Below are 18,116 nucleotides of genomic sequence, written 5' to 3'. Positions count from 1 at the left end.
GGCTCCGGTTATGGAGTATTTATACTCTATATTCGTGTCGCATGCAAGCCAATCGCCATCAAACTGTTGATGAGGCCGCGCAAAGCATGATTCGACCCTTTTCAGCTCGCTGGTTCGCGCTAGCGCGGCCGCCCTGACAGGCAACACCAGGGCCGTAGCACTGCGGCGGGAGCCCAGATTGTTTTTGTTCCGGATTGGCGAAGCCTCATAATATAGACAATTCAACCATGCGTAGTGCCAGGCAGACGTGTCCAACATTCCCCGTTATATCCCTGAAGTGCGTACTCCCCGCGCCGTCAATCACGCATTCGCCGATGGCCGGGGTGCGCCTGGCCACGATGAACCGGATCACTGGGTCTTCGCATCGCGGGAAGCGACGGAACAAGACCGTTTGGTGATGGCGAGGGCGGCGGCCTTTATTCACGGCGTTGTTGCCCTTGCGCTGGCGAAACTCCTGACGTGGTTCCTGGAACTCATCGTCGGGGAAAATAGCGTCACGCAGGCCATCTGGTTGGTCGCCGTTCCAGCGGCTGCCGTGTGGGGTTTCGTGAAGCAAAAGTCGAAGCCGGGCCAGGTCTGGACATCGCGCGAATGGATCGATTTCGGGAACCGCACGTGGAATACACGCAGGCAGTGTGCCGACGGCAGCGAGCCGCTGAAATCGAGAACGATTCCGCTCAGTGGCGTGGCGGCGGTTTGCGTTGCGAAAATGTACGAGGACGAGATGGGCTACACCAGCGTGCTGAGTAGGGTGAGCGATCTGGTCCGTAATCGGCACCCCTGGCCGTTGACGCAGGTGGAGCACTTCGACAGCGAGCAGGAGTGCCTTGCCTTCACCCGCGCCATGGCGGCGCGCTGTGGAATTGCGTGCTGGCAGTTCAGGGAGACCGAGCTTGAAGGCGGCGCGGCGCTGCTGGACAAGCTGTCTTGAACGACGCGCCAGTGAGCAGAAACGGGCCGATCGAGCGCAGCGACAATGCCGCCAGTGAGGAAGCGTGTGCCGGCGAAGCGTTTGCGGACCCCAGTGAAGGCCAGCGCTGGGAACTTGAATCGAAGCAATGGACACTCAAGGAACACGCAGGCGATGCGATGTTGGGTGCCGTGATTTACGCGGTGGCGGGCGCCGTCCTGTTGCTTGTTCCCTTCGGCGGGCTATCCAAGATCATCTGGCAAAAGGATATTCTGTTTTCGCTGTACCTTGCCTGCGTTGTGGGCGTGGGTAGTTGGGCTTACGTGGTGGCCCGCTTCAAAGAGGGATCTGTGTGGGAAACGATGACATGGCTCGATTTCGATGATCGCAGCTGGAACAAGTACATCCGCTACACCGACGCAAGCATGCCGAACCAGGAAACCAGGCTGGCGTTCGCGGATCTGGCACTGATTTGTGATGACCATATCTACGGCGAAGTGCCGGACGAGGTCCATTATTACTCGGTCGCCTTGTGCCATGCATGGGATGTGAAAGAGAAGCAAAAGCGGCGCGCGCCGCCAGAGCTGAGCTTGCTCAGGCGGTTTCGCAACGAGCAAGCGAGCCACGATTTTGCCGCCGCAATAGCGCGGCGTACCGGCATCACATGCTGGAAACTCGACTGGAACCGGCTGAGCGACACGGGTACGTGCTTGACCCGGCTGTCCTGAGGGCGCACGCACCGATGTACGGCACATGCGCTCGCCGGCCCGACGCTGCCGCGCCTGGATTGGGCCGGGATCTGCGTACCGTCGCGCGTTGCGCTGTTGATCAACGCTCGCGATGGACCGGCGGCCTTGGACTGGCTCGGCCGGTCCAGGCGCACAGGCGCGCTTAAGCCGGCTCGGCGTGTTCGACCAGGAGCTGCACGCGCGTGACGCCGTTATATTCGTTGGCGTCGAGGCGGAACGCGACGCGCGCGCGCTCGCCGACCGAGGCGGTGTGGCCGAACCAGATCGCATCGTAACGCTGGCCGTTGCGCTCGAGCTGGAGCTTGAGATGGCGCTCCTTCAAAATGCGCTGGCTGACCACCCGGAACTCGTCGCAAAACACCGGCGGCGCAAATCCCTGGCCCCACACCTGGCCATCCATCAGGCCGATGAATTCGGTCGTGTAGTAAGCGTCTTCCAGCGGACCGTCGGTTTCGATGATGCGTTCGAGCTGCTGCGTGTTGAGCCAGGCACGCCCGACTTCCTCGAACGCGGCGGAAAACGCCTCGAACGCGTCGGCGCGAATCGTCAGGCCGGCCGCCATCGCATGGCCGCCGAATTTGTCGATCAGGCTCGGTGCGCGCTTCGACACCAGGTCGAGCGCGTCGCGCAGGTGGAAGCCCGGAATCGACCGCCCCGAACCCTTGATCCAGCCTTCCGCGCCGGGCGCGAAGGTAATCGTCGGGCGGAAGAATTTTTCTTTCAGGCGCGAAGCGACAATTCCGATCACGCCCTGGTGCCAGGATTCGTCGAACACGCTGATCGTGTTGCTGTCGGCCGGCTGGTAGGCGTCGAGGTGCAGCAGGGCTGTGTCCTGCATGTCGGCCTCGATTTCGCGGCGTTTCAGGTTGATCTCGTTGAGCTGCTGGGCGATGGCCCAGGCGCGCCCGTCGTCGTCGGTGACCAGGCACTCGATCCCGAGCGACATGTCTTCCAGGCGCCCGGCGGCATTGAGGCGCGGACCGAGCGCGAAACCCAGGTCGAACGGCGAGGCGCTACGCGCTTCGCGTCCGGCCACCCGGAACAGCGCGGCCACGCCAGCGTGCATGCGGCCGGCGCGCATGCGCTTGAGTCCTTGCGCCACCAGGATGCGGTTGTTCGAGTCGAGCCGCACCACGTCGGCCACGGTGCCCAGGGCGACCAGATCGAGCAGGCTGTCGAGCTTGGGCTGGGTCTGGGCATCGAACACGCCGCGCTTGCGCAGTTCGGCGCGCAGGGCGAGCAGCACGTAGAACACCACGCCCACGCCAGCGAGGTGCTTGCTGGGAAAGCCGCATTCGGGCTGGTTCGGATTGACGATCACGCGCGCCTCCGGCAGCGTGTCGCCGGGCAGGTGGTGGTCGGTGACGACTACGTCGATGCCGCGCCGCTTCGCTTCCAGCACGCCGTCGATGCTGGCGATGCCATTGTCGACGGTGATGATGATGTCCGGCGCCTTTTCGCGCGCGGTCAGTTCCACGATTTCGGGCGTGAGGCCGTAGCCGTACTCGAAGCGGTTGGGGACGATGTAGTCGACCGTGGCGCCCATGGCGCGCAGGCCGCGCAGGGCGACCGCGCAGGCGGTGGCGCCGTCGCAATCGTAGTCGGCCACGATGGTCATTTTCTTGCCGGCCTTGATGGCGTCGGCCAGGAACACGGCGGCGGCATCGATGTGCAGCAGGCCGGCCGGCGCCATCAGGCTGCCCAGTTCACTCGATAGTTCGCGTGCGTCGGTCAGGCCGCGCGCGGCGTACAGGCGCGCGAGCACGGGATGCACGCCGGTCTGGCGCAGCATTTCGGACGTACGGAAGGAGCAGGGGCGAGTGGTGATACGGGTCATGGCAGCAGTCTGTCTAAGGTCGGGCGGCGCCAGAAGGCGCGTTGCGAAAAACCGGTGGTGGTAAAGGCGCTCTGGCTGGTGCGGTGGCTCAGGAGCAGTTGCAGCTGCTTGAGGCGGCCATCCTTGAGCGCGGCCAGCGCGGGTGCGAAAGTGGACTGCTCCAGGCGGTGCATGTGCTGCAGCCAGCCTGCCCAGTCGGTGGCCATGGCCGCTTCGGTGAGGGCGTCGCAGACCAGGATCGACTCGCCGCTCATGGTGTCGAGCGGGGTGGCGGGGGTAGCCTGGGGATGGCCGGCCAGCGCCGTCATCCACGGCAGGGCTTCGCTGGTGGCGAGGATGGAGGTGTCCACGCTGGCGCTGGCCGGGGCGGCGCCCCATGGCCAGAACGAGTTGATCGCCATCAGGCCGCGCGCTTCGCGTTCGGCGTTGACGGGATGCTCGAACCACAGCATCTGGACTTCATTTTGCAGCTTGCGGAATGCGCGCGACGGCGCACCCTTGGGCATCCAGTCGGTCAGGTTCAGGCCGACGGCAGAATCGGGCGTCGATGTCTCCAGGCCGGCCCAGTCGTCGGCGCGCAGGAACCAGGTGCCGGCGTCGCCGTACAGCAGCGTCATGCCGGATTCGTCGAACCAGGGCTTGGCGATGTCGAACAGGGCGCGCCCGTGCGCTTCGGACAGTTGCAGGCGGCGCATATCGGCCAACAGCAGGTGGCTGCGGGCAATCTGGGTGTGGGCCGGGTTGACGATGAACCAGCTGCCTTGCGCCGGCGCCAGGCCGTAGCCGGCCATGACGGCGCCGGCGAAGGCCGGTGTGCCGTCGGTGGACACGGCCAGCGCGCGCGCCAGCCAGGCTTCGTGGGGCAGGGCGCGCAGGTCTTCATCGACGGGCAGTTGCTGGCGCGACGCGGTGCGGCTGACGAGTGCGGCCAGGGCGGGCGCCTGCAATGCGCGGATCAAATCGGGGGCGAGCTCGGGAGGGGGCAGGGCGAACGGCAGGACAAGCGAAATTTGGGTCATCCAGCATTGTAGGACAAAACGGCAAACCCGAAAATCCTGGCGTGCCATGCAAAATGCATTAATATTGCCAAATGCATATTGATGGTTTAGTATTTATGCAAACATTTTTGATGAAAAGGATTGCTATGTCATTACGTACTCTGATTGCAGTGGGTGTCGCGGCAATGGCTGCCTTTGGCGGCGCCGGTGCCGCCATGGCTGACGAAGAAGACAGCGTCGGCGCCATCGCGTCCGGCAAGGACCAGATTCAGGTCAGCGGCAATGGACATCAACGCTCGTTCCCGTGCGAGGGCCGCCGCGCGATCATCGAAGGCACGGACAACGTGATTACGTTCACAGGCGTGTGCTCAGCGCTGGAAGTATCGGGCTCGGGCAACTCCGTCACGATTCAACTGGCTCCGAAAGCGCCACTGACCGTGGAAGGCGTGGATAACAGCGTGCGCTGGCAATCCACCGCGGAACCCAAGAAGAATATCTCCGGCGTGAACAACAAGGTCGTCAAGATGTCGGGCAAAGGCTAGACAGCCGTAGCGCTGCGCTCGCGCCAGCGCTACAGGGCAGGGCGCCGTGGCGCGCCCATGCGCTCCGGCAAGACTGTTTCCCACAGTCGCGCCGATCTGGCAGTTCGCGCCGAACATAGCGGTGGCAGCCTCCAGCCGCGCCGCGGCTCAAGGCGGCGGCTGCGACTGCGGCTGCACCGACAGTTCGTCGACCTCCACATCGCCGTACGTCAGCCCGATCGCCTCTTCGTACCAGGTTTGTGTCAGCGCCAGATGCTCGCGTTCCTCGTTCAGCGCCTGCGTGAAGCGCTCGACCATGTCCGAGAGATCGTGCTCGTCCGCCAGCGCCACCAGGGTTTCCCAGCCGGCCTTGTCACTTAGCTCGGCGGTGACGATGGCATGCAGCGACTGTGCAATGCTGGTGCGCGGGTCGTTCAATACCTGCACCAGCCCGAGCGACTCCACCCCGACCAGGGCGGCACTTGGTGTCTGCGATGTGGGGTCGCCCCCCAGCGATTCGATGGCATCGGCCAGCATCAGGAAATGGCGTGCTTCATCGGCGCGGATCTGCTCCAGGTCTTCGATGGTCATGCTGATGTCGCTGGCCAGCATCACCTCGCACTTGGTAATCAGGGCATCGTACAAGCGCGCGCCGGTCCGCTCGAAGGCGAGCCGCTCGCCCAGCTTGTCGAGCAGGATCTGCGGACTGTCGCCCTTGAGCATCGACACCCCCATCGTCATGGCGCCGGTAATGGTGCCCGGGAGCGGCACCGATCCCAGCGTGTCGGCGTTGGCGATGTACTCGCTGCGTAGCTCGGCCAGCGCCATTTCGTCGACGCCATCGCTGTCGGTCACGGCCGGCTCGACATCCTGCATGGCCTTGCTGTCGATGGGCGACATCTGGATGCCCGTGCGGTTCATTCCTACGTGTTCAGTCTGTATTTCGGTCTGTATATGACTCATGGCTTGTCTCCTGTTCCCAAAAGCGCTCAGGGCGCGGTGACGCCGGCGGCAGCCAGCATGCCCCTGCGAGTGAGCTCGGTCCCGGGCCGCCAGATGTAGCCGGCGGCGACCATGTCGCTCGGTGAGCCGTCGGCGTTGAGCATGGCGCGGTAGCTGAGCGAGAGCGGGCTTTCAAGCTCCCTGGTGACGAAGCGGGGGCCGTCGGTACGCACGTCGACTTCGCTGACCAATACCTTGCGCACGAAATCACGCTGGCTGCGCAGGGCGAGCGGGGCGGCAAAGTCGCTCGTGACGATTTCGGCCGGATCGCGCCGCTCGAACTGCTTGAAGGCCTCGCACGCCATGTGGAAATGCCCCAGTTCGTAGTCGAGAAAACGCTCCCAGATCCCCCGGATGTGGTGATTGCTTTCCTGCTCGACGCAGCTGTAATAGGTGTAGCATTCGGCCGCTTCGTGCAGCAGCCATTGCGCGATCCACGATTCGCCCGGGTCGAGCATGGATTCGTACTGGGTCACGTGCTGTTCTTCGACCGAGGCGATTTCGGCATACAGCTGGCGCGCCAGCGGGTCGGAAAACAGCGGGCCGATGTTCATGTAGTAGTCGTGGGTCTGGTATTCGCTCGCCACGATGGTCAGCGCGTTCACCTTGGTCTGGAAGGCGGCCGTGCCGGCGTTGTAGGGCTCGCGCAAGTCGTCCGCGGGTGCGCGGTGCTGCTCGGCGGTTGGACGGCCGGGCAGGATGTCGGTGTAGCTTTGCAGGATATTGTTGGCATCCTTGCCCTCCAGCCGGTCGAGCAGCGCCGCATAGCGGTACAGGTGGTCGAAGTCTTCCAGCAGGCCGAAGCGGTAGACTTGCGCCAGGTACGGGTCTGGCTCGCTCTGCGCGATGGCCGCCGTGACTTCGATGGCCACCTGCTCGTAGGCGACTGTGGTTTCCAGCGGCGAATGGTCGGCCGCGATGAGCCAGTTGACCAGGGTGGCCTGGTGTTGTTCGGACCGCCGCACCTTGGCCAGCGGCAGGCGCAGCTCGCGGTTGAAGCGCGCCGCGAGGTGACCGAAACGCAGCGCCTCGGTCTCGAGCCCGTTGACGAGGATGACCCGGATGCGCGTGAATGCATCGTCGTCGAGCTTGCTGATCGGTTTTTGCACCAGCTCGCGCCAGGTGAAACGCTGCCTGTCGATGTCCACGCCTTTTGAATCGAAAAGACTGAATGCCATGATGTCCCTCCCGTTGTTCTCCAATAGTGAGTTGGAGTGCGGCGCGGGCGGCAGGTTCCACGATTTTTTGTAAAAACCACGGCGGCAACGCGTGATTCAATTGTGGCAACCCTGCCCGGGATGCGCTTTGTGTGGCAAACTGCGCACTTGCAATCAATCACTGCCGGGGCACATGAGCATCATCCACAACTTACCGTACGAATGGCTGGTCGGCCTGCGCTACACGCGTGCCGGCAAGCGTAGTGGCCGCAACAGCTTTATCTCGTTTATTTCCCTTATTTCCGTCTCCGGCATCGCCCTTGGCGTGGCAGCGCTGATCGTCGTGCTGTCGGTGATGAACGGCTTCCAGAAAGAAGTCACCGACCGCATGCTGTCGGTGCTGGCCCATATCGAAGTGTTCGACCCGCGCGGTACCATGCCCAACTGGCAGGCGGCGATGCAGGACGCGTTCAAGAACCCGGCCGTCAAGGGTGCCGCGCCGTTCGTCGAAACCCAGGGCATGCTGCTGCGCGATGGCGTGATGCGCCCGGCCGTCATCCGCGGCATCCTGCCATTGGAAGAACACAAGGTATCCGATGCCGCCGGCCAGGTGCGCCAGGGCAGCCTGGCGGCACTGGTGCCGGGCCAGTTCAACATCGTCATGGGCTACGCGCTGGCGCGCTCGCTCGGCATCGGCATTGGCGACAAGGTGACCATGCTGCTGGCGCAGGCCCAGACCACGCCGGCCGGCATGCTGCCGCGCACGCGCACGTTCACGCTGGTCGGCATTTTTGAAGCCGGCCATTACGAATACGACGCCAGCTTCGCCTTCGTGCACCTGGAAGACGCGCAGAAGATGGAACGGCTCGACGCGCCATCGGGCCTGCGCCTGCGCATCGCCGACATGCACGCCGCACCCGCGGTGGCGCTGGAACTCAAGGCCAGCATGGCGGGCGGCTTGCGCATCCGCGACTGGTCCGAGCAAAATGCCACCTGGTTCGCCGCCGTGCAGACCGAGAAAAAAATGATGTTCGTCGTGCTGACCCTGATCATCGCGGTCGCCGCCTTCAACCTGATCGCCACGCTGGTGATGACGGTGACCGAGAAGCAGGCCGACATCGCCATCCTGCGCACGCTCGGGTCGTCGCCGCGCTCGATCATGAAGATCTTCATGATCCAGGGTGCCCTGGTGGGGCTGATGGGAACCCTGGCCGGCATGGGGCTGGGCGTGCTGGTGGCGCTGAACATCGATGTCATCGTCCCGTTTATTGAATCTATATTAGGAGTACAGTTTTTGCCCAAGGATATCTACCTGATCAGCGCCTTGCCATCCGATTTGCGCTGGCCCGACGTGGCCAAGATCGGCGGCGTGGCCGTCGTCCTGGCGTTTGTCGCCACGCTCTACCCGAGCTACACGGCGTCGCGCGTGAAACCTGCGGAGGCGCTGCGCTATGAGTGATCTGAACAAATCGGGCGACACGCCGGTCCTGGCCTGCCGGGGACTGGGCAAGACCTTCACCCAGGGCACTTACTCGGTGCCGGTGCTGACCAATGTCGACTTCAGTATCTATCGCGGCGAACGCGTGGCCATTGTCGGCGCATCCGGCTCGGGCAAATCGACCCTGCTGCACCTGCTGGGCGGCCTCGATACGCCGACCACCGGCTCGGTGACCTTGCTGGGCAAGGACTTCGCCAGTTTGTCGGAAACCGCGCGCGGCGACCTGCGCAACGCGGCGCTCGGTTTCGTGTACCAGTTCCACCATTTGCTGCCGGAGTTTTCGGCGCTCGATAACGTCGCCATGCCGCTGCTGATCCGCCGTGAAAAGCGTGCGGCCGCCATCGACAAGGCGCGTGCCGTGCTCGAACGCGTGGGCCTGGCCAAGCGCGTGGTGCACGTGCCGGGCGAGCTGTCCGGCGGCGAGCGCCAGCGCGTCGCTCTTGCGCGCGCGCTGGTCACCCAGCCTGGCTGCGTGCTGGCCGACGAGCCGACCGGGAACCTCGATCACGCCACCGCGCAGCAGATTTTCGACCTGATGCTGGAACTGTCCAAAACGCTGGGCACCGCGTTCGTCATCGTCACCCACGATATCGAGCTGGCGCGCCGCTGCGACCGCGTGCTGCGCCTGACCGAACACGGACTGCAACCGGCCGAACTGTGACCATGTGGATCGACACCCACTGCCATCTGGACGCGCACGAATTCGGCACCGAATCGCTGGACGTGGCACGCCGCGCGGGCGAGGCAGGGGTGTCGATGATCGTCATTCCGGCGGTCGAGCGGGGTAATTTCGACACCGTGCGCCAGATGGCCGCCAGCGCGCCGAATGCCAGCTACGCGCTCGGCATTCATCCGATCTATGTGCCCAACGCGACGGAAGATGACCTGCTGGCCTTGCGCGCGGCGGTGGAAGGGGCGATGGCCGACCCGAACTTCGTGGCCATCGGCGAGATCGGACTCGATTTCTTCATCCCGATGCTGTGCGAACCGGCCATGCGCGAGAAGCAGGAGCATTTCTTGCGCGAGCAGTTGCGCATCGCGCGCGACATGGGCCTGCCGGTGCTGATGCACGTGCGCCGCTCGCAGGACCAGGTGCTCAAGCATGTGCGCCAGATTCGCCCGGCCGGCGGCATCGCGCACGCGTTCAACGGCAGCTTCCAACAGGCGCAGGTCTACATCGACCTGGGATTCAAACTGGGGTTTGGCGGCGCCATGACCTTCACGCGCGCCTTGCAGATCCGGCGCCTGGCTGCCACGCTGCCGCTCGCATCGATCGTTCTCGAAACGGATGCGCCGGATATTTCACCGGCCTGGATTGACCCGGGCCGCAACAGCCCCGAGCAACTGCCCGCCATTGGCGCCGTGCTGGCGGAGCTGCGCGGCTTGCCGGTCGATGAAGTGCGGGCCGCGACCTGCGCCAATGCGCTGGCCGCGCTTCCCCGCCTGCCGCTCCGGTAGCCGTTGGCGGCCGCTGCTTCAGATGCCCTGGCCGCCCGACACTTCGATGCGCTGGGCGTTGACCCAGCGGTTATTTTCCGACAGCAGGCTGGCGATCATCGGCCCAATGTCGTCCGGCAGGCCCACGCGGCCCAGCGCCGTCATGCCGGCCACGTCCCGGTTAAGCTCCGGGTTGTCGCGCACCGCGCCGCCGCCGAAATCGGTCTCGATCGCACCCGGCGCCACCGTGTTGACGGCAATGCCACGGCCCCCGAGCTCCTTTGCCATGTACACGCTGAGCCTTTCGATTGCCGCCTTCACCGCCGCGTAGGCCGCATAGCCGGGCAAGGTAATGCGCGTCAGGCCCGACGACAGGTTGACGATGCGCCCGCCGTCGGCGATCAGCGGCAGCAGCGCCTGGGTGAGGAAAAAGACGCCCTTGAAATGCACGTCGACCAGGCTGTCGAATTGCGCTTCGGTGGTCTGTTCGATCAGCGCAAACTCGCCATGGCCGGCATTATTGACAAGGTGGTCGAAGCTGTCGCGCTGCCAGGTGTCGCGCAGGGTGGTGCGCAGCTTGGCGGCGAAGGGTGCAAAGGCGTTGACGCTGCCCATGTCGAGCTGGAAGGCGACGGCCTTGCGTCCCATCGCCTCGATTTCGGCCACCACGGCGCGCGCCTCGTCCTCACGCGACTGATAGGTAATGATCACATCCTGGCCGCCACGGGCGATGCTCAAGGCGGTGTTGCGGCCCAGGCCGCGGCTGGCGCCGGTAACGATGGCAATCTTGGTCATGCTGAACTCCTGCTGTGTGGGGGAAGTTCATCTTAGGACGCGAAGGCCCGGGCCACGTAGCCGGAACCTCCCGGTTGTTTGCCTATTCCTCCAGGCCGCGCCGGCGACGCTCGGGAACCGGTTCGGAATCGGTTAGGATTGCGGCATGACCGAGACCCTGCTCAATACCGTGCGCCGCTACGTGGACGCGCACGCCAACGCCGACGGCCTGGCGCAAACGCCCATCGCCGGCCTGACAACCATCCGCGCCACCGCGCCTACCGGCTTGCTGCACGCGATCGCGCGCCCGCTGGTTTGCCTGGTACTACAGGGAAGCAAGGAGGTCGCCATGGGGAACGCGTGCGTGACCTACCATCCCGGCGACTCCTTGCTGATTACAGCGGACGTGCCGACCATCAGCCAGGTCACGCGCGCGAGCGCGCAAGCACCCTATATCTCGCTGGTGCTGGACCTGGACCCGGCCGTGCTGTCCGAACTGACCGCGCAGATGATGGCGCTGCCGCGCACCGATGGCGCAGTGGTCGAGCCGACCGATGCCGAGGTGGCCGACGCGGCGCTGCGGCTGATGCGCCTCCTTGAACGGCCGGCGTCGGTGCCGGTCCTGCATGCCCAACTGGTGCGCGAACTGCACTATTGGCTGCTGGCGGGACGGCACGGGACGGCCATCCGCCGGCTCGCCGGTCCGGACGGCCATGCGCAGCGGGTGGCGCGCGCGGTCACGCTGCTGCGGGCAGAATTTGCGCAAGCGCTGCCGGTCGAACGCCTGGCCGCCAGCGCCGGGATGAGCCCATCGTCGTTCCACCATCACTTTCGCGCCGCGACCTCGCTCTCGCCGCTGCAATTCCAGAAGCACTTGCGGCTGATCGAAGCGCGCCGCCTGATGATGTCGGACGGCGTGTCGGCCAGCAGCGCGGCGTTTGCGGTCGGCTACGAGAGCGTGTCGCAGTTCACGCGCGAATATGGCCGCATGTTCGGCTTGCCGCCGATGAAGGATGCGGAAGCGATGGGGCAGCGCACGCGCGCGCCGGGGTAGACGCGCAATGTGCCAAGGTGGCTCGAATGTCATCATTGCATGATTGTTATTTCTGGTTGGTCGGCTGATCGACCTGGGAGCCATCCGTGAATCCTCTGATCCTGTTGAAGTGGAGTGCCTGCCTTCTGCTCTGCGTGTGCCTGGGGTTGAAGGAAGCGCCGCCTGAAAAGGAGCGCCAGACCGGAGCCTACACCGACCCCACGTTGCCGCTGGCGCCAGCCCTGGTGCCCGCCATCGCAGGATTCCTGCACAAGGTGGCAAAAGACTGACGCGCGCCAAAGTATGGCGTGGCGCCCGGTGGCATGCTGGGGGTTTTGTCCACGCCACCGGGGAGCCATGCGCGCCGCCATCCTGGGATTTGCCTGTGGCGCCGCCGTGCTGCAAATCCAGGCGGCGCTGCCGACGCCATCGACCATCGCGGCCTGCGCCGCCATCGCGGTCCTGCTTTGCTTTCTGCGCGGTGTTGCGCGCTTGGCCATGGCCGGCGCACTCGCCGGGTTCTGCTGGGCCGCGCTGGCCGCCCATCTGGCCTTGGCGCCGACGCTGGCCAAGGCCGATGAGGGCCGCGACATCACGCTCGTCGGCATCGTCGACAGCCTGCCGTACCGCTTCAGTGACGGCGTGCGCTTCAATTTCAAGGTGGAACGCGTGCTCGGCGAGCCGGTAGCGGTGCCGCCGCGCGTGTCGCTGGCGTGGTATGCCGGCTATACGGCGCAGGCGATTGGAGACGTGCAGCCCGGCGAACGCTGGCAGCTGGTCGTGCGCCTGCAACGCCCGCATGGCAACGCGAACCCGCATGGCTTCGATTACGAGGCATGGCTGCTGGAGCAGGGCGTGCGCGCCACCGGCTATGTACGGCCGGAAGGCGGCAGCAACCGGCGCCTGGACGGCTTCGTTTTCAGCTTGTCGAACGTCGTCGAACATTGCCGGGCCACGCTGCGCGAGCGTATCCTGCGCGCGCTGCCGGACAAGGAATACGGCGGCGTGATCGTCGCGCTGGTGGTCGGCGACCAGCGTTCCATCGGCCAGGCCGACTGGGACGTATTTAACCGCACCGGCATCGGTCACCTCATTTCGATCTCCGGCCTGCACATCACGATGGTGGCGGGAATGTTTGCGTCGCTTGCCTCGGCGTTGTGGCGGCACTCGTTCTTCACCCGTGCGCAACTGCCTTTGCTGCTGCCGGCGCCGAAGGTGGCCGCCCTGACTGGCGCCACGGTCGCGCTGTTGTACGTGCTGCTGGCCGGCTTCGGCGTGCCGGCGCAGCGCACCTTATATATGTTGACCGTGGTCGCCGCCGCACTCTGGTTTGGACGCCTCACGCAGGTGTCGCATGTGCTGTGCGTGGCGCTCGGCGTGGTCGTCGTGCTCGACCCGTGGGCGATCGCCGCGCCCGGCTTCTGGCTGTCGTTCGGGGCCGTGGCGGCGATCCTGTTCGCGACCAGCGGGCGCACCGTCGTCAGGCGGTCGCGCTGGCGCGGCATGCTGCTGGTGGGCGCGCATACGCAATATGTGGTCACGCTCGCGCTGGTGCCGCTGACGATGCTGCTGTTCGCGCAGGTGTCCATCATCAGCCCGCTGGCGAACGCGCTGGCGATCCCGGTTGTCAGCTTCGTCGTCACGCCGCTCGCGCTGGCGGGCAGCATGCTGCCGGCGCCGGTGTCCACCTTGCTGCTCAATGTCGCGCACTACGCCGTGCAGGCGCTGGCCTGGGTGCTCGCATGGTGCTCGGGACTGCGCTTTGCGGTGTGGAGCGCACCGGCTCCCGAGCCGTGGCTGTTCGTGTTCGCGGTCACCGGCACCTTGTGGATGCTCGCTCCGCGCGGCTGGCCGCTGCGCTGGACCGGCCTGGCCGCATGGCTGCCGCTGCTGACCGCCCAGCCCACCTCGCCGGCGTCGGGCGAGGTGAATGTGACCGCGTTCGATGTGGGGCAGGGCATGGCGCTGCTGATCGAAACCGGCACCCACCGGCTGCTGTACGACACCGGGCCGGCCTACACGCCCGAGTCGAATGGTGCCAACCGGGTGATCCTGCCTTACCTCAAGGCGCGCGGCATCGGCTTTCTCGATGGCGTCGTCGTCAGTCACAGCGACATCGACCACGCCGGCGGCGGACGCACGCTGCTCGGCGCGCTCAGGGTGGGGTGGGTGTCGTCGTCGCTGTGGCCCGATCATCCGATCGTCAAGGCCGCGCCACGCCACATCCGCTGCAGCGGCGGGCAGCAGTGGATGTGGGACGGGGTGCGCTTCGAGATGCTGCATCCGGCCGTGGAAAGCTATGCGGACACCAGCCTGAAACCGAACGCGCGTGGCTGCGTGCTGCGGATCACGGCCGGCGCGCATTCGATCCTGCTGGCGGCCGATATCGAAGCTGCGCAGGAAGCGAAGCTGGTCGCCGGGTCGGCGCAACTGCTGCGTGCCGAGGTGTTGCTGGCGCCGCACCATGGCAGCGGTACCTCGTCCACGCCGGCCTTCCTGGCCGCCGTGCAGCCACGCCTGGTGCTGTTCCAGGTTGGCTATCGCAACCGCTACCATCATCCCAAGACGGAGGTGGTGGAGCGCTACGAAAAACTCGGCGTCGACCGCTTGCGCACGGACGAATCGGGGGCGATCACGCTTGACTCGGCCAGCGGCTTCGCGCCGGTAGAATATCGGATCGCGCATGCGCGTTATTGGTACGGCAAATAGATCCGCCATGCCCGATCCCGCCGGTCTGCTCCTTGAAAATGTCCTTGAACCGAGAGGACGAGGGACCTGCCTTGCGCACATGCCCCGCCGCGAGCGTGCTCTCGGCCGTTGAGACTTGACAGCTCACCAATCTTAATCCAATAGCGACGCGCCAGTTGCTCTTCATCGAAGGTAGTGCGTTCAAAAACGCCACCATTCGATTCAATGACTTTCCGGGATCCAACATTCGCGTCTTACAGGTGAGAACGAGATGAGAAAGTCCGATTTTCTTCGCTTCAGGAATAGCGAGGGCCAGCATTCTTGTCGCATAACCCTTGCGCCTTTCGCTTGGGCAGATGCCGTAGCCAATGTGGCCACCAGTCTCGATGAGGTTAGGATGGTTAGTGTGGTTGAATCGCCACGATTATTGTAGACACTCCTGAGCCATGATTCTGGGCACAAGGAGAAAATATGAGTGGAAAGCGGTACACAGAGGAATTCAAGATCGCGGCGGTCAAGCAAGTGGCCCAACCGGAACGAGGACATCCGGTCAGCGAAGTGGCCGAGTGGCTTGGCGTGAGCATTCATAGCCTGTACGCCTGGGTGAAGCACTACGGCGTTCCAGAGGAGGAGCGCAAGATAGTCGATGCCCAGCGACGAGATGCGGCGATTGAAGGCAGAATTAAAGCGCGTCACTGAGGAGCGCGACATATCGCTCAAGCGCGAACGAGCGGATCGTCATACTGAAAAAGCCGCGGTGTACTTTGCCAAGACGTCCGGATAAGGTACCAATCCACTCAAGTTAGCATTTAATGGGCAATTAGATGATTTATATTCCATATGGACATAAAAACACTTGACATCAGTTCAGAAGCGCGGTTGGCAGTGTGAATTTTTGCTTCCACTGCTCGCCATGTCCATTCTGACCACCTTGTTTCAAGACTTCGCCGCCCGACTATGCTCGACAGAATTTCTAAACGACGCACGCCATTCCGATCATCCGACTGCGTTTTCACGCTGTCGCAAATTGCCGTTGCCCACGCTGGTCGCCATCATGCTGACGGGCATGCGCATGAGCATCCAAGCCGAGATGGACACCTTCTTCGCGCATCTGCGCCACCAAGCTCAGTTGGTCCACGAGGTGTCCGAACAGGCGTTCTCTCAAGCACGCGCCAAGCTGTCACTGACGGCTATCCCCCGGCTCAACGACTGGCTGATCGCGCGCGCCGAGCGGGATCAGTTTGTGCCGCGCTGGCGCGCTCTGCGCCTGGTCGCCGATGCCTGGACGCTACGCTTCGGTCTGCGCGCCAGACATGTCCAACGCACCGCCCTTGCCGATCAAATCCTGTTCGGCCTGTTTCTGCCGGGTCCCGACCTGATGCTCGCCGCCTCCCTGCACAGCATCCACGAGCGCGGCGAACGGCAGTTTCTGTTTGAACATCTCGACCGGCTTTCCCCGGACGATTTGCTGCTGCTCGATCGCGGCTATCCCTGCCGCTGGCTGGTGGCAGTGTTGAACCAGCGCGCCATCAAGTTCTGCATGCGTGTCGACAACTGCAGCGGCTTCGCCTGCGTACGCGATTTCATGCGCTCAAGCGCGAACGAGCGGATCGTCATACTGCGCGCGCCAGACAAGCAGGACGCGATCGACTATGAGTGCCCGCGCAAGCCGCAGCGCGTGCTTCTGGTGCGCAATGTCTCGCCGACTGGCGAGCAGCGCGTTCTGATGACCAACCTGTTCGACGACAAGCTCTACCCGGCTGATTGCTTCGGCAAGCTTTACCACCGGCACTGGGGCATCGAGGAAGCATTCAAACGGCTCAAGCATCGCCTCAATTTGGAACACGTCACAGGATTGACCCAGCAAGCCGTAGCCCAGGATGTTGCCGCCAAAATCGTCTGCGACAATCTGCAGGCCTTGGTTGCGCTGACCGCCCATGTCGACGCCGAATTGCCCGCGAACAAACGCATCAATCATGCCTACGCCCATACCGCGCTCAAGCCGTTGATGCCCATCCTGCTGCTTGGAAGAGTGATCGGACGGAAGATCGGAGCACTGCTACGGGGCGTGCTTGGCTTGGTCGCTGGACGGACCTATCGACATCGGGGAAACCTCTCGAAACCACGCAAGCAAGGCCCCAAACCGCACAAGGCAATGACTCAGAAAAATTGCTGCAATGGCTTAACTTGGGTGGATTGGGGGTACCCGGGAGACGAGCCAGCCAGTCATACTTTGTCCGTCATGTCATCAGGGACGTCATAGGGAGGAAAAATGATCGCTTCTAAAGATGGCTTGCCGATCGAACTGCATTTCAGGCTCAATGTTGTCGATGAATGGCCTCCAGTCGCTGTTGAGGGTGTGTTGTGCACGGCCGTCGAAAGAGGATATCGCATAGAATCGCCTCCGTTTTTTGTAAAGGGTCTTTCTGTGGGCGACATTATTGAGGTAGCATTTGGCTTGGAGAATGAGGTAGCATCATGGCAGCCAATTTCCCAGTCAGGTAGGACTACTGCGTGGATACTGAGAACGGGGTCAGGAAATAATATTGCAACAATGCTCCCCGAACTACGTGCTTTAGGCTGCCAAATCGCGGAACTGCCTGAGCTTGGTTGTTACGCGCTGGATATCCCCCCAGAGGTATCCATTGCTGATATTGACGCCTGTCTTGCGCGCTTGGATGGGAATAGCACTGCAGTAGCATTCCCATCATATCGCCATCCGTAGCAAGAGCGTCCAGTGTCAATTCCGACAAGGAATTCGATTGGAATATATGATAGAAGTGTTGGGTTTGCGCACGTGGGTGATCGGTGATCAGCCGCTCAAGGAAGCTGCCAGGGCGGGGTTTGATAACTGCAGGCTATCCTTGAGCTGGCTGCGCTGTTCATTATCCAATTACGTCAAGGAGAAGTCACATGCATTTACTATTGGCTTATTGCAGTTCTGTTCGCCGGGGTCTCCCCAGCTAGTGCCGGACCTTTAGCGCCCTCGCAGGATTTGCTGACTGGGACTTGGGAATGTGGTCCTACGTCTATGAAAGGACCTCAACTTGTGATGACAGTTGTTACTGTTACTAAGCGTGCGGCTGATCGGACCTTCGTATCCACCAGCACTTCTGTGATCACGCCTAGTGGTAAGCCGGCGATAACACTAATTGACTCTGCACGAGGCACATGGCGGCTCGAAGGAAGAATATTGATTTCGGCCTTCCAAGAATCGAAGTTCATTTCCGCGTCAGATCCAACCATCAGTGCTGAATTGGGCCAAAAGCTTCAAGACGACCAACTCCGCAAAAAGTCTATTTACAAAGCGGAAATACTCCAGATCAATCGAAAATCGATGCGTTCCATACCAGTCGATTCCGATTACTCTGAGGCAGTTGTAGAGTCAAACTGCAGAAAAATTTGACTAAGTACCGCCGCGGGCGGAAGCTGTCAAGTGGATTGCATATCCAGTACACAATGCTCAATAATTGGAAGGCACAATATAAAATTGCCATGATGCGTTTTTTACT

The 18,116-nt window shown here is 63.1% G+C and carries 16 protein-coding genes and 1 pseudogene; 12 read left to right on the top strand and 5 right to left on the bottom strand.

Going from position 1 to position 18,116, the window contains the following annotated elements; all coding sequences use genetic code 11:
- Positions 1-247 precede the first annotated feature (247 nt).
- A complete protein-coding gene (locus PO883_RS27310) occupies positions 248-931 on the top strand; it encodes a hypothetical protein (RefSeq protein WP_289312563.1) in 684 nt (227 codons plus the stop codon).
- Positions 928-1,638, top strand: coding sequence for a hypothetical protein (locus tag PO883_RS27305; RefSeq protein WP_289312562.1), 711 nt, complete (start codon positions 928-930; stop codon positions 1,636-1,638). The genes PO883_RS27310 and PO883_RS27305 overlap by 4 nt, the downstream gene beginning before the upstream one ends.
- 163 nt (positions 1,639-1,801) lie before the next feature.
- Here the strand turns inward: PO883_RS27305 and recJ are convergent, their stop codons facing one another.
- Complete coding sequence (gene recJ / locus PO883_RS27300; RefSeq protein WP_289312561.1) at positions 1,802-3,496, bottom strand: single-stranded-DNA-specific exonuclease RecJ; 1,695 nt, start codon at positions 3,494-3,496, stop codon at positions 1,802-1,804.
- The gene (locus tag PO883_RS27295; RefSeq protein WP_289312560.1) at positions 3,493-4,515 is read right to left on the bottom strand and encodes a hypothetical protein; all 1,023 of its coding nucleotides are present in this window, start codon (positions 4,513-4,515) and stop codon (positions 3,493-3,495) included. The genes recJ and PO883_RS27295 overlap by 4 nt, the downstream gene beginning before the upstream one ends.
- A gap of 95 nt (positions 4,516-4,610) precedes the next feature.
- Here PO883_RS27295 and PO883_RS27290 point away from each other — a divergent pair, with 95 nt between their 5' ends.
- Positions 4,611-5,036: a DUF3060 domain-containing protein gene (locus tag PO883_RS27290; protein WP_289312559.1), complete on the top strand. Its 426-nt coding sequence runs from the start codon at positions 4,611-4,613 to the stop codon at positions 5,034-5,036.
- A gap of 147 nt (positions 5,037-5,183) precedes the next feature.
- Here PO883_RS27290 and PO883_RS27285 read toward each other — a convergent pair whose 3' ends face one another.
- Both PO883_RS27285 and PO883_RS27280 read right to left on the bottom strand, forming a co-directional pair.
- On the bottom strand, positions 5,184-5,978 hold the full coding sequence (locus tag PO883_RS27285; protein ID WP_289312558.1) for a ferritin Dps family protein: 795 nt from the start codon (positions 5,976-5,978) through the stop codon (positions 5,184-5,186).
- Positions 5,979-6,004: 26 nt separating this feature from the next.
- Positions 6,005-7,195, bottom strand: coding sequence for a hypothetical protein (locus PO883_RS27280; RefSeq protein ID WP_289312557.1), 1,191 nt, complete (start codon positions 7,193-7,195; stop codon positions 6,005-6,007).
- Positions 7,196-7,367: 172 nt separating this feature from the next.
- Between PO883_RS27280 and PO883_RS27275 the strand changes: the two genes are divergently transcribed.
- The 3 genes from PO883_RS27275 to PO883_RS27265 are packed head-to-tail and all read left to right on the top strand — an operon-like array spanning position 7,368 to position 10,130.
- Complete coding sequence (locus PO883_RS27275) at positions 7,368-8,633, top strand: lipoprotein-releasing ABC transporter permease subunit (RefSeq protein WP_289312556.1); 1,266 nt, start codon at positions 7,368-7,370, stop codon at positions 8,631-8,633.
- Complete coding sequence (gene lolD / locus PO883_RS27270) at positions 8,626-9,333, top strand: lipoprotein-releasing ABC transporter ATP-binding protein LolD (RefSeq protein ID WP_289312555.1); 708 nt, start codon at positions 8,626-8,628, stop codon at positions 9,331-9,333. The genes PO883_RS27275 and lolD overlap by 8 nt, the downstream gene beginning before the upstream one ends.
- A gap of 2 nt (positions 9,334-9,335) precedes the next feature.
- Positions 9,336-10,130, top strand: coding sequence for a TatD family hydrolase (locus PO883_RS27265; RefSeq protein ID WP_289312554.1), 795 nt, complete (start codon positions 9,336-9,338; stop codon positions 10,128-10,130).
- 18 nt (positions 10,131-10,148) lie between these two features.
- Here the strand turns inward: PO883_RS27265 and PO883_RS27260 are convergent, their stop codons facing one another.
- A complete protein-coding gene (locus PO883_RS27260; protein ID WP_289312553.1) occupies positions 10,149-10,904 on the bottom strand; it encodes an SDR family oxidoreductase in 756 nt (251 codons plus the stop codon).
- 145 nt (positions 10,905-11,049) lie between these two features.
- Between PO883_RS27260 and PO883_RS27255 the strand changes: the two genes are divergently transcribed.
- From PO883_RS27255 to PO883_RS27230, 6 genes and pseudogenes are all read left to right on the top strand, one after another.
- Positions 11,050-11,937 (top strand): AraC family transcriptional regulator, encoded by an 888-nt coding sequence (locus PO883_RS27255; RefSeq protein WP_289312552.1) that lies wholly within the window; start codon positions 11,050-11,052, stop codon positions 11,935-11,937.
- 86 nt (positions 11,938-12,023) lie between these two features.
- Entirely contained in the window at positions 12,024-12,206 is a 183-nt protein-coding gene (locus PO883_RS27250; protein ID WP_167090560.1) for a hypothetical protein, read from the top strand.
- Between the two features lie 67 nt (positions 12,207-12,273).
- Complete coding sequence (locus PO883_RS27245) at positions 12,274-14,625, top strand: DNA internalization-related competence protein ComEC/Rec2 (RefSeq protein WP_289312551.1); 2,352 nt, start codon at positions 12,274-12,276, stop codon at positions 14,623-14,625.
- A gap of 450 nt (positions 14,626-15,075) precedes the next feature.
- Positions 15,076-15,393, top strand: a pseudogene (locus PO883_RS27240) (transposase); the annotation flags it as partial.
- A gap of 124 nt (positions 15,394-15,517) precedes the next feature.
- Positions 15,518-16,867 carry an IS4 family transposase gene (locus tag PO883_RS27235; protein WP_289312550.1) on the top strand — a complete coding sequence of 450 codons (1,350 nt, stop codon included), beginning with the start codon at positions 15,518-15,520 and terminating at the stop codon, positions 16,865-16,867.
- 9 nt (positions 16,868-16,876) lie between these two features.
- The gene (locus tag PO883_RS27230) at positions 16,877-17,329 is read left to right on the top strand and encodes a DUF4265 domain-containing protein (RefSeq protein ID WP_289312549.1); all 453 of its coding nucleotides are present in this window, start codon (positions 16,877-16,879) and stop codon (positions 17,327-17,329) included.
- Positions 17,330-18,116: the final 787 nt, after the last annotated feature.

The sequence above is a fragment of the Massilia sp. DJPM01 genome (genome assembly GCF_030348125.1).
GTDB lineage: Bacteria > Pseudomonadota > Gammaproteobacteria > Burkholderiales > Burkholderiaceae_D > Telluria_A > Telluria_A frigida.
This window is presented reverse-complemented; position numbering and strand designations above follow the sequence as displayed.

Excerpts from the sequence above, each read along its gene's own strand:
- recJ (WP_289312561.1), bottom strand. The coding sequence starts at position 3,496 with ATGACCCGTATCACCACTCGCCCCTGCTCCTTCCGTACGTCCGAAATG.
- PO883_RS27295 (WP_289312560.1), bottom strand. The coding sequence starts at position 4,515 with ATGACCCAAATTTCGCTTGTCCTGCCGTTCGCCCTGCCCCCTCCCGAG.
- PO883_RS27290 (WP_289312559.1), top strand. The coding sequence starts at position 4,611 with ATGCAAACATTTTTGATGAAAAGGATTGCTATGTCATTACGTACTCTG.
- PO883_RS27285 (WP_289312558.1), bottom strand. The coding sequence starts at position 5,978 with ATGAGTCATATACAGACCGAAATACAGACTGAACACGTAGGAATGAAC.
- PO883_RS27280 (WP_289312557.1), bottom strand. The coding sequence starts at position 7,195 with ATGGCATTCAGTCTTTTCGATTCAAAAGGCGTGGACATCGACAGGCAG.
- PO883_RS27275 (WP_289312556.1), top strand. The coding sequence starts at position 7,368 with ATGAGCATCATCCACAACTTACCGTACGAATGGCTGGTCGGCCTGCGC.
- lolD (WP_289312555.1), top strand. The coding sequence starts at position 8,626 with ATGAGTGATCTGAACAAATCGGGCGACACGCCGGTCCTGGCCTGCCGG.
- PO883_RS27265 (WP_289312554.1), top strand. The coding sequence starts at position 9,336 with ATGTGGATCGACACCCACTGCCATCTGGACGCGCACGAATTCGGCACC.
- PO883_RS27260 (WP_289312553.1), bottom strand. The coding sequence starts at position 10,904 with ATGACCAAGATTGCCATCGTTACCGGCGCCAGCCGCGGCCTGGGCCGC.
- PO883_RS27255 (WP_289312552.1), top strand. The coding sequence starts at position 11,050 with ATGACCGAGACCCTGCTCAATACCGTGCGCCGCTACGTGGACGCGCAC.
- PO883_RS27245 (WP_289312551.1), top strand. The coding sequence starts at position 12,274 with ATGCGCGCCGCCATCCTGGGATTTGCCTGTGGCGCCGCCGTGCTGCAA.
- PO883_RS27235 (WP_289312550.1), top strand. The coding sequence starts at position 15,518 with ATGTCCATTCTGACCACCTTGTTTCAAGACTTCGCCGCCCGACTATGC.
- PO883_RS27230 (WP_289312549.1), top strand. The coding sequence starts at position 16,877 with ATGATCGCTTCTAAAGATGGCTTGCCGATCGAACTGCATTTCAGGCTC.